At 74.5% G+C, this 13,862-nt stretch carries 11 protein-coding genes; all 11 read left to right on the top strand.

Features of this window, described 5'->3' with window-relative positions; genetic code table 11:
• Positions 1-5: 5 nt before the first annotated feature.
• Positions 6-2,141, top strand: a complete 2,136-nt coding sequence (locus G6R13_RS01860) for a biotin carboxylase N-terminal domain-containing protein (protein WP_061866733.1) — start codon at positions 6-8, stop codon at positions 2,139-2,141.
• A gap of 15 nt (positions 2,142-2,156) precedes the next feature.
• Complete coding sequence (locus G6R13_RS01855) at positions 2,157-3,344, top strand: acyl-CoA dehydrogenase family protein (RefSeq protein ID WP_041104216.1); 1,188 nt, start codon at positions 2,157-2,159, stop codon at positions 3,342-3,344.
• Between the two features lies 1 nt (position 3,345).
• Positions 3,346-3,876, top strand: a complete 531-nt coding sequence (locus G6R13_RS01850) for a MaoC family dehydratase (protein WP_041104218.1) — start codon at positions 3,346-3,348, stop codon at positions 3,874-3,876.
• Positions 3,873-4,751, top strand: coding sequence for a CoA ester lyase (locus G6R13_RS01845; RefSeq protein WP_044658614.1), 879 nt, complete (start codon positions 3,873-3,875; stop codon positions 4,749-4,751). Before G6R13_RS01850 ends, G6R13_RS01845 begins: the two co-directional genes overlap by 4 nt.
• Positions 4,752-4,953: 202 nt before the next feature.
• Positions 4,954-5,328, top strand: a complete 375-nt coding sequence (locus G6R13_RS01840) for a DUF485 domain-containing protein (RefSeq protein WP_041104222.1) — start codon at positions 4,954-4,956, stop codon at positions 5,326-5,328.
• Positions 5,325-6,947 carry a cation/acetate symporter ActP gene (locus G6R13_RS01835; RefSeq protein ID WP_041104224.1) on the top strand — a complete coding sequence of 541 codons (1,623 nt, stop codon included), beginning with the start codon at positions 5,325-5,327 and terminating at the stop codon, positions 6,945-6,947. Before G6R13_RS01840 ends, G6R13_RS01835 begins: the two co-directional genes overlap by 4 nt.
• A 139-nt stretch (positions 6,948-7,086) precedes the next feature.
• Entirely contained in the window at positions 7,087-8,322 is a 1,236-nt protein-coding gene (gene dxr, locus G6R13_RS01830) for a 1-deoxy-D-xylulose-5-phosphate reductoisomerase (protein ID WP_061866743.1), read from the top strand.
• Positions 8,319-9,686 (top strand): site-2 protease family protein, encoded by a 1,368-nt coding sequence (locus tag G6R13_RS01825; protein ID WP_061866732.1) that lies wholly within the window; start codon positions 8,319-8,321, stop codon positions 9,684-9,686. Before dxr ends, G6R13_RS01825 begins: the two co-directional genes overlap by 4 nt.
• Positions 9,687-9,791: 105 nt before the next feature.
• Positions 9,792-10,976: a flavodoxin-dependent (E)-4-hydroxy-3-methylbut-2-enyl-diphosphate synthase gene (gene ispG, locus G6R13_RS01820; protein ID WP_061866731.1), complete on the top strand. Its 1,185-nt coding sequence runs from the start codon at positions 9,792-9,794 to the stop codon at positions 10,974-10,976.
• A complete protein-coding gene (locus G6R13_RS01815; RefSeq protein ID WP_123243996.1) occupies positions 10,951-11,883 on the top strand; it encodes a GNAT family N-acetyltransferase in 933 nt (310 codons plus the stop codon). Before ispG ends, G6R13_RS01815 begins: the two co-directional genes overlap by 26 nt.
• A gap of 120 nt (positions 11,884-12,003) precedes the next feature.
• The gene (locus G6R13_RS01810; RefSeq protein WP_144918993.1) at positions 12,004-13,830 is read left to right on the top strand and encodes a proline--tRNA ligase; all 1,827 of its coding nucleotides are present in this window, start codon (positions 12,004-12,006) and stop codon (positions 13,828-13,830) included.
• Positions 13,831-13,862: the final 32 nt, after the last annotated feature.

Here is a 13,862-nt window from a genome sequence, read left to right as displayed (position 1 = left end):
CACCCGTGACCGAGAACCACGCCCAGGGGACGCCCCTGTTCGACACCGTGCTGGTGGCCAACCGCGGCGAGATCGCCGTGCGCGTCATCCGCACCCTGCGCCGCCTCGGCATCCGCTCGGTGGCCGTGCACTCCGACGCCGACGCCGACGCGCGGCACGTCCGCGAGGCGGACACGGCGGTCCGCCTCGGCCCGGCTCCGGCCCGCGAGTCCTACCTGGACATCGACGCCGTCGTCGACGCCGCGCGCCGCACCGGCGCCCAGGCCGTGCACCCCGGCTACGGCTTCCTGTCCGAGAACGCCGACTTCGCCCGCGCGCTGGACGCGGCCGGCATCGTGTTCGTGGGCCCGCCCGTGGCCTCGCTCGACGCGATGGCGGACAAGATCCGCGCCAAGGAGACCGTGGCCGCGTACGACGTGCCGGTGGTCCCCGGCATCCAGGACCCCACGCTCACCGACGAGCAGATCACGGCCGAGGCCGAGCGCGTCGGCTTCCCGCTGCTGATCAAGCCCTCCGCGGGCGGCGGCGGCAAGGGCATGGTGGCCGTGCGCGCCGCCGAGGAGCTGCCCGGCGCCCTCGCCTCGGCCCGGCGCACGGCGCGCTCCGCGTTCGGCGACGACACCCTGCTGCTCGAGCGGCTCATCACCGCGCCCCGGCACATCGAGGTGCAGGTGTTCGCGGACGCCCACGGCGCCACCGTGCACCTGGGCGAGCGCGAGTGCTCCCTGCAGCGCCGCCACCAGAAGGTGATCGAGGAGGCCCCCGCGCCCCTGCTGACCGGGCTGGCGCACGGGGCCGAGCTCCGCGAGCGCCTGGGCCGGGCCGCCGTGGACGCGGCCGTGTCCGTGGGCTACCGCGGTGCCGGCACCGTCGAGTTCCTCGTCTCGGACGAGAACCCGGACGAGTTCTTCTTCATGGAGATGAACACCCGCCTGCAGGTGGAGCACCCGGTCTCCGAGGAGGTCGTCCGGGTGCGCGGACAGCGCCTGGACTTCGTGGAGCTGCAGCTGCGCATCGCCGCGGGGGGGCCGCTCGGCTTCGCCCAGGAGGACGTGACCCTCGACGGCGCCGCCGTCGAGGCCCGCGTCTACGCGGAGGACCCCGCGAACGGCTTCCTGCCCTCCACCGGGCCGGTGCTGCGCTGGCGCGAGCCCGCCGGCGAGGGCGTCCGCGTCGACACCCTCCTGCTGCCCTCCCGGCCGGCCGAGGAGCGCGCGTTCGGCTCCGGACCGCAGACTGGCCCCGCCGCCGGCGCCGTGGACCCCGTGGACGTCGACGGCGCACAGCCCGAGATCACCGGCTTCTACGACCCGATGATCGCCAAGCTCATCGCCCGTGGCGCCGACCGCGCCGAGGCCCTGGACCGGCTCGACGCCGCGCTCGCGGACACCGTGCTGTTCGGCGTCCGCTCCAACCTGGGCTGGCTGCGCGAGCTCGCGGCCCGCGAGGACGTGCGGACCGGCCGGCTCACCACCGAGCTGATCGACGGCCTCGAGGCGTGGACCGCCCCCGCGCTGCCCGAGGACCTCGCCGCGCTCGCGGCCGAGGCCCTGGCCGACGTGTCCGAGGACGCGGCCGCCGCCGAGCACCGCGCGGCCGGCACCGCGTGGGCCCGGGCGGACGGCTGGCGCGGCGCGGGCGCCCCGCAGCCCGGGATGCGCGTCCGGGTCGGGGACGAGGACCGCATCCTCACCGCCCCCGCCGCCGACGCCGAGGTGGACGAGGACGCCGGAGGCCTGGCGGGCGTCAACCTCCTGGCCGGTGACCCGCGGGACCCGCGCTCAGCGTGGCTGCACCGCGACGGCGCCGCGTGGCAGGTCCGCCGCCTCACCCGGGCCGAGGTGGTCGAGGCCGCCCGCGCGGCCGCGGCCGCGCGTCGTGCCCCGGCCGGCGCAGCGTCCCCCGAGGCCCGCACGCCCATGCCGGGCACCGTCGTCGCCGTGTCCGTGGCCACCGGGGACACCGTGGCCGCGGGCCAGGAGCTGGCGGTGGTCGAGGCCATGAAGATGGAGCACCCCGTCACGGCCGCCGTCGCCGGCGTCGTGACCGTCCACGTCGCCGAGGGCGACGCCGTGGCCGCGCAGGCGTTGATCGCCGTCGTCGAGCCCACCGAGCACGCAGCACCCGCAGAGAACACCTGAGAACAGGAGAGGACCATGAGCACCAAGCACCGCACCCTGCCCGCCCTCGAGGAGGACTACCAGGTCCTCTCCGACACCGTCCGCGAGTTCGCCGACGAGGTCGTGGCCCCGGTCTCCGCCGAGCTGGACGCCCAGCACGAGTTCCCGTACGAGATCGTGGCCCAGATGGGCGAGATGGGCCTGTTCGGCCTCCCGTTCCCCGAGGAGTACGGCGGCATGGGCGGCGACTACTTCGCCCTGGCCCTGGCCCTCGAGCAGCTCGGCCGCGTCAACCAGTCCGTGGCCATCACCCTCGAGGCCGGCGTCTCCCTGGGCGCCATGCCGCTGCTGAAGTTCGGCACCGAGGAGCAGAAGCAGCGCTGGCTGCCGGACCTCGTGGCCGGCACGCACCTGGCCGGCTTCGGCCTCACCGAGCCGGGCGCGGGCTCCGACGCCGGCGGCACCCAGACCACCGCCGCGCTCGAGGACGGCCAGTGGCGCATCAACGGCGCCAAGGAGTTCATCACCAACTCCGGCACGGACATCACCTCGCTCGTCACCGTCACCGCCGTGACCGGCACCGTGGAGGGCAGGACCGGCCACGACGGCCGCCCCGCCAAGGAGATCTCCACGATCCTCGTGCCCGCCGGCACCGAGGGCTTCTCCGTGGCCAAGGCCTACGACAAGGTCGGCTGGAACTCCTCGGACACCCACGCCCTGCACTTCTCGGACGTGCGCGTGCCGGAGGAGAACCTGCTGGGCGCCCGCGGCCGCGGCTTCGCCCACTTCCTCGAGATCCTCGACGAGGGCCGTATCGCCATCGCGGCCCTGGCCACCGGCGCGGCCCAGGGCTGCGTGGACGAGTCGGTCGCCTACGCCAAGCAGCGGACCTCGTTCGGCCAGAAGATCGGGCAGTTCCAGGCCGTGTCCTTCAAGATCGCCCGCATGCAGGCCCGCGCGCACGCCGCCCGCCTGGCCTACTACGAGGCCGCCCAGAAGATGCTGGCCGGCAAGCCGTTCAAGACCGAGGCCGCCATGGCCAAGCTGATCGCCGGCGAGGCCGCCATGGACAACGCCCGGGACGCCACCCAGGTGTTCGGCGGCTACGGCTTCATGAACGAGACCCTCGTGGCCCGTCACTACCGCGACTCCAAGATCCTCGAGGTCGGCGAGGGCACCACCGAGGTGCAGCTCATGCTGATCGCCCGCGAGCTGGGCCTCTGACGTGACGGAGCGCGTCGAGATCGAGCAGCGGGGCCGCTACGCGGACGAGCTGGCGGTCGGTCAGGTCTACCTGCACCGGCCCGGCCGCACGCTCACCGAGGCGGACAACGTCCTGTTCACCACCCTCACCATGAACCCGCAGGCCCTGCACCTGGACCACGCGTACGCGGCGGACCAGCCGTTCGGCCGACCGCTGGTCAACTCGATGCTGACGCTGTCCACCCTGGTGGGCCTCGCCGTCGGGCAGACCACACAGGGCACGCTCGTGGCCCAGCTCGGCCTGGGGGAGATCGCGTTCCCGAAGCCGGTCTTCCACGGGGACACGCTCTACGGGCGCTCCGAGGTCACCGCAATCCGCGAGTCCTCCTCGCGGCCGGGGCAGCGGATCGTCACGTTCGCGATGACGGGGGAGAACCAGCACGGCGACGTCGTCGTCCGCGCCCAGCGCACCTGTCTGATGTGGACCGCGCAGGCGCACGCGGAGGCCAAGGCGAAGGCCGCCGACGCCGCAGGCACGGGGGAGCGGGCATGAGCGCGCTGACCCTCGGACCGGCCGTCATGTTCACCCCGGCGGACCGCCCCGAGCGGTACGCCACGGCGCTCGAGCGCGCGGACGCGGTGATCCTCGACCTCGAGGACGCCGTCACCCCGGACGCCCGGCCCACCGCGCGGGACGCCGTCGCGGCGGCCTGGGCGGGGCGGGCGACGGGCGGGGTCGACGGCGGCCCGCTGGACGAGGACCGCGTGGTGGTCCGCGTGAACCCCGCGGGCACCGCGGACCACGACGCCGACCTGGCCATGCTCGCCGGGACGGGCTGGCGCACGCTCATGCTCGCCAAGGCCGAGTCCGCCGCGCAGGTGGACGGGGTCGTCGCCGCCCTCGGCCCGCAGACCCGCGTCGTCGCCCTATGCGAGACCGCGGCCGGGATCCTCGCCGCCGCCGACCTGGCCGCCCACCCGCACGTGGGTGCGCTGATGTGGGGCGCCGAGGACCTCGTGGCGTCGATGGGCGGCAGCTCCTCCCGCACCCCCGAGGGCGCCTACCGCTCCGTGGTCCAGCACGCCCGCGCGACGGTGCTGCTGGCGGCGGCCGCCCACGGCGCGGCCGCATGGGACGCCGTCCACCTGGACCTCGGCGACGAGGCCGGGCTGGCCGCCGAGGCCGAGGACGCCGTCGCCCTGGGCTGCACCGCGACCGTGTGCCTGCACCCGCGCCAGGTGCCCGTCGTGCGCTCCGCCTACACGCCCGCCCCGGAGGCCGTCGAACGCGCCCGGCGCGTCCTCGCCGCGGCCGAGGGCCGACACGGGGCCTTCGAGCTGGACGGGGCGATGGTCGACGAGGTGGTCCTCGCCCAGGCCCGCGCGGTCCTGCGCCGCGCGGACGCGCCCCGGCCGGCGAGCGCCTGACCGGCTCCTCGGCGGCTCCGCGCCCCGGCGGCCCCGTGCCGTCGGGGCGCGTCCGCGTCCGCACGGCTGCGCCCCGGGGCTGTCACACGGGCGCACGGCCCCGGGGCGCGCTTGACGGCGCACCCCTCCGCCCGCCAGAGTGTGGTTGTCATCACAGTGATCTGTCTCACACTGATCCGTCCTACGCACCCCCGGAGGGCCCATGTCATCCAGCGAGCCCACGGCGCCGGTCCCCACGGCCGCGCAGTTCCGCGCCGCGCAGCAGTCCGAGGAGTTCATCGAGCTCCGGCGCACCCACCGATCCTTCGCCTTCCCCATGACCGTGGCGTTCTTCGTCTGGTACCTGGTGTTCGTGATCGTCGGCGCGTTCTTCCCCGAGTTCATGGCGATCCGCCTCGGCGGCAACATCACCCTCGGCCTGATCCTCGGCCTGCTCCAGTTCGTCACCACGTTCCTGATCACCTTCGCCTACGTCCGTTTCTCCAACCGGACCCTGGACCCCCGCGCCACCGCGCTGCGTGAGCGCCTCGAGCGCGAGGCCGCCGGCGCCCACGAGAACCCGGAGGCCACGCGATGAGCGCGCTCACCCCCCTGCTCCAGGCCGCCCCGCAGACGGTCGGCAACCCCGCCGTGAACATCGGCATCTTCGTCGCCTTCGTGGTGGTCACCCTCGTGATCGTGATCCGCGCGTCCAAGACGAACGCGTCCTCGGCCGACTACTACGCCGGCGGCCGCGGCTTCTCCGGCACCCAGAACGGCACGGCCATCGCGGGTGACTACCTCTCCGCGGCCTCGTTCCTGGGCATCGTGGGCGCGATCGCCCTCTACGGCTACGACGGCTTCCTCTACTCGATCGGCTTCCTCGTGGCGTGGCTCGTGGCCCTGCTGCTGGTGGCCGAGCTGCTGCGCAACACCGGCAAGTTCACCATGGCGGACGTGCTGTCCTTCCGCCTGCAGCAGCGTCCCGTGCGCATCGCCGCCGCCTTCGGCACCATGGCCGTCTGCCTCTTCTACCTCCTGGCCCAGATGGCCGGCGCCGGCGGCCTGGTGTCCCTGCTGCTGAACATCAACGACCGGGCCGGCCAGGCCCTCGTGATCGTGATCGTGGGCGTGCTGATGATCGTCTACGTGCTGATCGGCGGCATGAAGGGCACCACCTACGTGCAGATCATCAAGGCGATCCTGCTGATCGCCGGCGCGGGGATCATGACCGTGTGGTCACTGGCCCTGTTCGGCTTCGACTTCAACGCCATGCTGGGGGCCGCCGTCGAGATGAACCCGAAGGGCGAGGCGATCCTCGAGCCGGGCCTGCAGTACGGCGCCAGCGCGCTGACCCGCCTCGACTTCGTGTCCCTGGGCATCGCGCTCGTGCTCGGCACCGCCGGCCTGCCGCACGTGCTCATGCGGTTCTACACGGTGCCCACCGCCAAGGAGGCGCGCAAGTCCGTGGTGTGGGCCATCGTCCTCATCGGCGCGTTCTACCTGTTCACCCTCGTGCTGGGCTACGGTGCCGGCGCGCTGATCGGCCCCGAGCGCATCCTGGCCGCGCCCGGCGGGCAGAACTCCGCGGCCCCGCTCCTGGCGTTCGAGCTCGGCGGCTCCATCCTGCTGGGCCTGATCTCGGCGGTCGCGTTCGCCACCATCCTCGCGGTGGTCGCGGGCCTGGCCATCACGGCGGCGGCGTCCTTCGCCCACGACGTGTACGGCTCCGTGATCGCCAAGCACCCGCTCACCCCGCAGGAGGAGGTGCGGATCGGCAAGATCACCGTGGTGGTGATCGGCGTCCTGGCGATCGTCGGCGGCATCGCCGCCCAGGGCCAGAACGTGGCGTTCCTCGTGGCGCTCGCCTTCGCGGTGGCGGCCTCGGCGAACCTGCCGACCATCCTCTACTCCCTGTTCTGGCGGCGCTTCACCACCCGCGGCGCGGTGTGGTCGATGTACGGCGGACTGCTCTCCGCGATCATCCTGATCGTCCTGTCCCCGGTGATGTCCGGGACGCCGACCTCGATGATCCCGGGCGCGGACTTCGCGGTGTTCCCGCTGAAGAACCCGGGCATCGTCTCCATCCCGCTGGCCTTCTTCCTCGGCTGGCTCGGCTCGGTGACCTCGTCGCGCGCCGAGGACCCCGACAAGCAGGCCGAGATGGAGGTCCGCTCCCTCACCGGCATCGGCGCCGAGAAGCCGGTGCAGCACTGATCCGCGGCTGACCCGGTCCCACGGGGGCCGGCGGGGCGGGACGTCGGGGTGCGGCGTCCGTCCGGCCGGCCCCCCGTCCGTGTCCAGGCCCGACTGGCATCATGGCGGGGTGACGCACGGATCCCTCACCGACTACACGCTGCCCGCCCCCGCCCCGGCGGACGACGACGGCGCCCCGCGCGCCGTCGCCCTGATCGGCTCCACGGGCTCGATCGGCACCCAGGGCCTCGACGTGATCGCCCAGGACCCCGCCCGGCTCCGGGCCGTCGCGCTCGCGGGCGGGGCGAACACGACCCTGCTGGCCGAGCAGGCCGTGCGCTTCGAGGTCGAGGCGGTGGGCTCCGCCGCGGCGGGGGAGGAGGAGCTGCGCGCCGCCCTCGCCGACGCCGCCGCCCGCCTCGGGCGCCCGTCCCCCCGACCCGTGCTGTTCACCGGCCCGTGCGCCGCCGAGCAGATCGCCGCGTGGCCCGGCGCCGACACCGTGCTCAACGGGATCACGGGCTCGATCGGCCTGCGGCCCACCCTCGCCGCCCTGCACGCCGGCCACCGCCTGGCCCTGGCCAACAAGGAGTCGCTCATCGTCGGCGGGGCCCTCGTGAAGGCGGCCGCGGCGCCGGGCCAGCTCGTGCCGGTGGACTCCGAGCACTCCGCGCTCGCGCAGGCGCTGCGCGGGGGCACGGCGGACGAGGTCCGCCGCCTCGTGCTCACGGCCTCGGGCGGGCCGTTCCGCGGCCTGGACCGCGCCGCCCTGCACGCCGTCACGCCCGCCCAGGCCCTCGCCCACCCCACGTGGGACATGGGCCGCGTCGTCACCACCAACTCCGCCTCCCTCGTGAACAAGGCCCTCGAGGTGATCGAGGCCCACCTGCTGTTCGACGTGCCCCTGGACCGGATCGACGTCGTGGTCCACCCGCAGTCCGTGGTCCACTCGATGGTCGAGTTCGTCGACGGGTCCACGCTCGCCCAGGCCTCCCCGCCGGACATGCGCCTGCCCATCGCCCTGGGGCTGTGCTGGCCGCGCCGTCTCCCGGGCGCGGCCCCGGCCTGCGACTGGACGCGGGCGGCCACCTGGACGTTCGAGCCCCTCGACGAGGAGGCCTTCCCCGCGGTACGGGCCGCGAAGGAGGCGGCGGCCGCCTCGCCCACCCACATGGCCGTGTTCAACGCCGCCAACGAGGAGTCCGTGGACGCCTTCCACGCCGGCGCCCTGCCCTTCGACGGGATCGTGGACACGGTCCGCGCCGTCGTCGCCGACTATGCCCCCGAGCACGTGCTCGCCGCGGCCGGCCACGACCCCGCGCCGACGGGGCTCACCGTGGATGCCGTGCTCGCCGCCGAGGCCTGGGCGCGCCGTGCGGCGCGGGCCCGCTGGTGACCGTCGTGGAGATCCTCTGGTACGTCGCGGGCGTCCTCGCGGTCGCGCTGGGCCTGGCGGTCTCGATCGCCCTGCACGAGATCGGCCACCTCGTCCCGGCCAAGCTCTTCGGCGTGCGCGTCACGCAGTACATGATCGGCTTCGGCCCGACGCTCGTCTCGTGGCGCCGCGGCGAGACGGAGTACGGGTTCAAGGCCGTGCCGCTGGGCGGCTACGTCGCGATGATCGGGATGCTGCCCCCGCCGCGGCCCGGGCAGACGCCCCGCGCGGCGTCCACGGGCTTCGTCCAGCAGCTGGGCCGCATGGCCGACGACGCGCGGGCCCAGGCCGCCGAGGAGGTCCGCCCCGGCGACGAGCACCGCCGCTTCCTCGCCCTGCCGGTGTGGAAGCGGGTGGTGATCATGCTCGGCGGGCCGTTCATGAACCTGCTCATCGCGCTGGGCGCCACCGCCCTGCTGGTCACCACGGTGGGCACCTCGCAGCCCAGCACCACCGTCGCCGAGGTCTACCGGTGCGTGGTCACGATGCAGGAGCAGCAGGCCCGCGCCGCCTCCGGCGGGACAGAGGACTGCCGCCCGGGCGATCCCGCCGCGCCCGCCCACGAGGCGGGACTGCGCCCCGGCGACACCGTGCTCGCCTTCGACGGGCGGCCGGTCTCCGACTGGGACGCCCTCTCCGCCGCGATCCGGGACCGCGCCGGACAGCCCACCCGGATCGAGTGGGAGCGCGACGGCGAGCGGATGAGCGCCACCCTGACCCCGCGCCTGACGGAACGGCCCGTGACGGACGCGCTGGGCCGGCCCGAGCGGGCCCCGGACGGGACCGTGGCGACCCACGAGGTCGGGTTCATCGGCATGGGCGCGCAGCTCGAGACGGTCCGCGGCACCCCGCTCGACGCCGGCCCGCTCGTGGCCCAGCAGGTGCGGGGCGTCGTCGACGTCGTCCTCGTGCTGCCGCAGCGGCTGTGGGACACCGCCGTCGCCGTGGTGACCCCGGCCGAGCGCGACCCGGACGGCCCGATGTCCGTGGTGGGAGTCGGCCGGATCGCCGGGGAGGCGGCGGCGCTCGAGGAGGCCACGCTGACGGACAAGGCCGCCCTGCTGCTGTCCCTGCTGGCGGGCGTGAACGTGGCGCTCATGGTGTTCAACCTCATCCCGCTGCTCCCGCTCGACGGCGGCCACGTGGCCGGCGCCCTGTGGGAGGCGGTGCGCCGCGGCTGGGCCCGGATCACGGGCCGCCCGGACCCGGGGCCGTTCGACCTGGCCCGCATGCTGCCGCTGACCTACGCGGTGGGCGCGGCGATGCTGCTCATGGGCGTCATCCTGATCGTGGCGGACATCGTGGAGCCGGTCCGGCTGTTCTGAGCCCGGCCCGTTCGCCGTGGGCGGTCGCCCCGCGCCCCGGGGCGCCCGCGCGCCTAGGATGGACCGGAGAACCCGGCGGCCCCGCGCCGTCGACCCCGAGAACCCATGAGGAGCGCCCCCGTGCCCGTCAGCCTTGGAATGCCGTCCGCCCCGCCGCCCGTGCTGGCCCCGCGCCGCACCACCCGGCAGATCCAGGTGGGCTCGGTGGGCGTCGGCTCGCAGCACCCCGTCTCGGTGCAGTCGATGACCACCACCAAGACGCACGACATCGGCGCGACCCTGCAGCAGATCGCCGAGCTCACGGCCGCCGGCTGCGACATCGTCCGCGTGGCCTGCCCCACGGACAAGGACGCCGAGGCCCTCAAGGTCATCGCCCAGCAGTCCACCATCCCCGTGATCGCGGACATCCACTTCCAGCCGAAGTACGTGTTCGCGGCGATCGAGGCCGGCTGCGGCGCCGTGCGCGTGAACCCGGGCAACATCAAGAAGTTCGACGACAAGGTCAAGGAGATCGCGCAGGCCGCCTCGGACCACGGCACCTCCCTCCGCATCGGCGTCAACGCCGGCTCCCTGGACCCGCGCCTGCTGCAGAAGTACGGCAAGGCCACCCCGGAGGCCCTCGTCGAGTCCGCCGTCTGGGAGGCCTCCCTCTTCGAGGAGCACGGCTTCAAGGACTTCAAGATCTCCGTCAAGCACAACGACCCGGTGATCATGGCCCGCGCCTACGAGCTGCTCGCCGAGCAGGGTGACTGGCCGCTGCACCTCGGGGTCACCGAGGCCGGCCCGGCCTTCCAGGGCACCATCAAGTCCGCCACCGCCTTCGGCTACCTGCTCGGCCAGGGCATCGGCGACACCATCCGCGTCTCCCTCTCCGCGCCGCCGGTCGAGGAGGTCAAGGTGGGCCTGCAGATCCTGCAGTCCCTGAACCTGCGTGAGCGCAAGCTCGAGATCGTCTCCTGCCCCTCGTGCGGCCGCGCCCAGGTGGACGTGTACACGCTGGCCGAGCAGGTCACCGAGGGCCTCCAGGACCTCGAGGTCCCGCTGCGGGTGGCCGTCATGGGCTGCGTCGTCAACGGGCCGGGCGAGGCCCGCGAGGCCGACCTCGGCGTCGCCTCCGGCAACGGCAAGGGCCAGATCTTCGTCAAGGGCGAGGTCATCCGCACCGTGCCCGAGGACCAGATCGTGGAGACCCTCATCGAGGAGGCCAACCGGATCGCCGGTGAGATGGACCTGGGGGAGGACGGCGGTGACCAGGCTGCCGCCGGTGCCCCGGTGGTCTCCGTCCACTGACCGGGAGGTCCGGGCCGCCACGGGTGACCGCGTCCGCCTGCTGACCGACGCGGACACCGCCGCGCTCGCGGCCCTGTCCGCCCGTGCCCCCGTGTCCAACGTGTTCGTGGACTCCCTGCTCGAGGCGGGCCGCCTGGCCGGCCCGCGCGGGGGAGCGGCGGGCACCCTGTTCCTCGGGATCGACGACGACGCCCCGGGCGCCGGCGCGCTGCGCGCGGCCGTCTGGATCGGCTCGAACGTGGTGCCGGTCGCCGCGTCCGAGGCCCCGGACGCCGGCTGGGCGCCGGGCGACGCGGAGGCGCTCGGCGCGGCGGCCGCCGCGCTGCGCCGCCGGTACGGGTCGATCTACGGCCCGGCCGGTCCCGTGCTGGCCGCCGGCGAGGCCCTCGCCGCCGCGGGCCACCGGTCCCGGTCCGTGCGCGCCGACCAGCCGCTGCTCGTGCTGGGCGCGGCCGGGGGGATCGACCCGAACCCGTACGTGGTGCAGGCGCAGCCACGCGACTTCGCGCGCGTCCTGCCGGCCAGCGCGGCGATGTTCGAGGAGGAGCTCGGCTTCTCCCCGTTCGCCGGCGGCGCGGCCCAGTACCGGGACCGCGTCGAGCGGCTGATCCACGCCGGGCGCGTCTTCATCGACCCGGGCCCGCGCGACGCGGGCGGCCCGCTGCGCTTCAAGGCGGACATCGGGCTGCTCTCCTCCCGGTGCGCCCAGATCCAGGGCGTGTGGATGGCCCCCGCCGCGCGGGGCCGAGGGCTGGCGGCGTCGGCGATGGCCGCCGTCGTGGACTACGTGCGCCTCCAGGCGCCCGTGGTCAGCCTCTACGTCAACGCGTACAACACCCCCGCGCTGCGCACGTACGAGCGCGTGGGGTTCGAGCGGCGCGGCACGTTCGCGACTGTCCTGTACTGACCCGGCGGACCTGCGCGGGCGATAGGATCGGCGGTCAGGACGCCGGGCACCCCCGTGCCGGCGTCGTCCCGTCCCGCGCGCCGCCCCCGACCGCGCGAGCCCGTCCGAGGAGGCCCCGTCATGCCCCTGCGCATGTCCACCCTGTTCCTGCGCACCCTGCGCGACGACCCGGCGGAGGCCGAGGTGGCGAGCCACAGGCTCCTCGTCCGTGCCGGGTACATCCGTCGCGCGGCCCCGGGCATCTACTCGTGGCTGCCGCTGGGCCTGAAGGTGCTGGCCCAGGTGGAGCGGATCGTGCGCGAGGAGATGGACGCGATCGGCGCCCAGGAGGTGCACTTCCCGGCGCTGCTGCCGCGGGAGCCCTACGAGGCCACGGGGCGCTGGGACGAGTACGGCGACGGGCTGTTCCGCCTGCAGGACCGCCGGGGCAACGACTACCTCCTGGCCCCCACGCACGAGGAGATGTTCACGCTCCTGGTGAAGGACCTGTACTCCTCGTACAAGGACCTGCCCGCGTACCTGTACCAGATCCAGACCAAGTACCGGGACGAGGCCCGCCCGCGCGCCGGCCTGCTGCGCGGGCGCGAGTTCATCATGAAGGACTCCTACTCCTTCACGGTGGACGACGCCGGCCTGGACGCCGCGTACGAGGCCCACCGGGCCGCCTACCTGCGGATCTTCGACCGCCTCGGCCTCGAGGTCGTGCCGGTGCGGGCCACCTCCGGTGCGATGGGCGGCTCCCGCTCCGAGGAGTTCCTGCACCCGACCGAGGTGGGCGAGGACACCTTCGTCGAATCCGACGGCGGCTACCGGGCCAACGTCGAGGCCGTCACCACGGTGGCCCCCGCCCCGCTGGACGAGGCCGCCATGGCGGCCCTGCCCGCCGCCGAGGTCAAGGACACCCCGGTCTCCACCACCATCGCCGCGCTCGTGGACGTCGCCAACCAGCTGGCCCCGCGCGAGGGCGAGCCGTGGACCGCCGCGGACACGCTCAAGTGCGTCGTGGTCACCGCGGTGGTGGACGGCGGTGAGCGCCGCCCGTTCGTCGTGGGCGTGCCCGGCGACCGGGAGGTGGACCTCAAGCGTCTCGAGGCCTCCGTGGGCCCGGCACTCGGGGTGGTCGGCGAGCCCACGCTCGAGGCCGCGACCGCCGCGGACCTGGCCGCGCACCCGGCCCTGGTGAAGGGCTACATCGGCCCCGCGGCCGTCGACGCGGTCGAGGGCACCCCGGTGCTCGGCGCGGAGGACTCCGTCTCGGGCCTGCCCTTCTTCGTGGACCCGCGCATCGCCCCCGGCACGGCGTGGATCACCGGCGCGAACGCGGACCAGCGCCACGTGTTCGGCCTCGTGGCCGGCCGCGACTTCACGTGGGACGGCGTGCTCGAGGCCACCGCGGTGCGTGAGGGCGACGAGGCCCCCGACGGCTCCGGCCCGCTGCACACCCGCCGCGGCATGGAGATGGGCCACATCTTCCAGCTCGGCCGCAAGTACGCCGAGGCCCTCGACCTGAAGGTCCTCGACGTCCACGGCAAGCAGGTCGTGGTGACCATGGGCTCCTACGGCATCGGCATCACGCGCGCCGTCGCCGCGATCGCCGAGCGCTACCACGACGACAAGGGCCTGGCGTGGCCGCGCGCGGTGGCCCCGGCGGACGTGCACGTCGTCGTCGCCACGAAGGGCGAGGACGGCCTCGCCGCCGCCGAGACCCTCGCCGCGGGCCTCGAGGCCGAGGGCCTGACCGTGCTCGTGGACGACCGTCCGAAGGTCAGCCCGGGCGTGAAGTTCAAGGACGCCGAGCTCATCGGCGTGCCCACCACCGTGGTGATCGGCCGCGGCCTGGCGGACGGCGAGCTCGAGCTCAAGGACCGTGCCACCGGCGAGGCGCGCCCCGTGCCCGTGGACGGGGCCGTCGCGGCGGTGCTCGCGGAGGTGCGCGACGGGCGCTGAGTGGTTCGGCGCCGTCGAGCTGACCGCCGGGC

It is taken from the genome of Micrococcus sp. Alg238-R198, assembly GCF_900537135.1.
In the GTDB taxonomy this organism is placed as follows: Bacteria; Actinomycetota; Actinomycetes; order Actinomycetales; family Micrococcaceae; genus Micrococcus; species Micrococcus luteus.
The sequence above is the reverse complement of the archived record's forward strand: the minus strand, read 5'-3'. Positions and strand labels throughout refer to the sequence as shown.

Coding starts and splice junctions, on each gene's coding strand:
- G6R13_RS01855 (WP_041104216.1), top strand. CDS start 2,157: ATGAGCACCAAGCACCGCACCCTGCCCGCCCTCGAGGAGGACTACCAG.
- G6R13_RS01845 (WP_044658614.1), top strand. CDS start 3,873: ATGAGCGCGCTGACCCTCGGACCGGCCGTCATGTTCACCCCGGCGGAC.
- G6R13_RS01840 (WP_041104222.1), top strand. CDS start 4,954: ATGTCATCCAGCGAGCCCACGGCGCCGGTCCCCACGGCCGCGCAGTTC.
- G6R13_RS01835 (WP_041104224.1), top strand. CDS start 5,325: ATGAGCGCGCTCACCCCCCTGCTCCAGGCCGCCCCGCAGACGGTCGGC.
- ispG (WP_061866731.1), top strand. CDS start 9,792: ATGAGGAGCGCCCCCGTGCCCGTCAGCCTTGGAATGCCGTCCGCCCCG.
- G6R13_RS01810 (WP_144918993.1), top strand. CDS start 12,004: ATGCCCCTGCGCATGTCCACCCTGTTCCTGCGCACCCTGCGCGACGAC.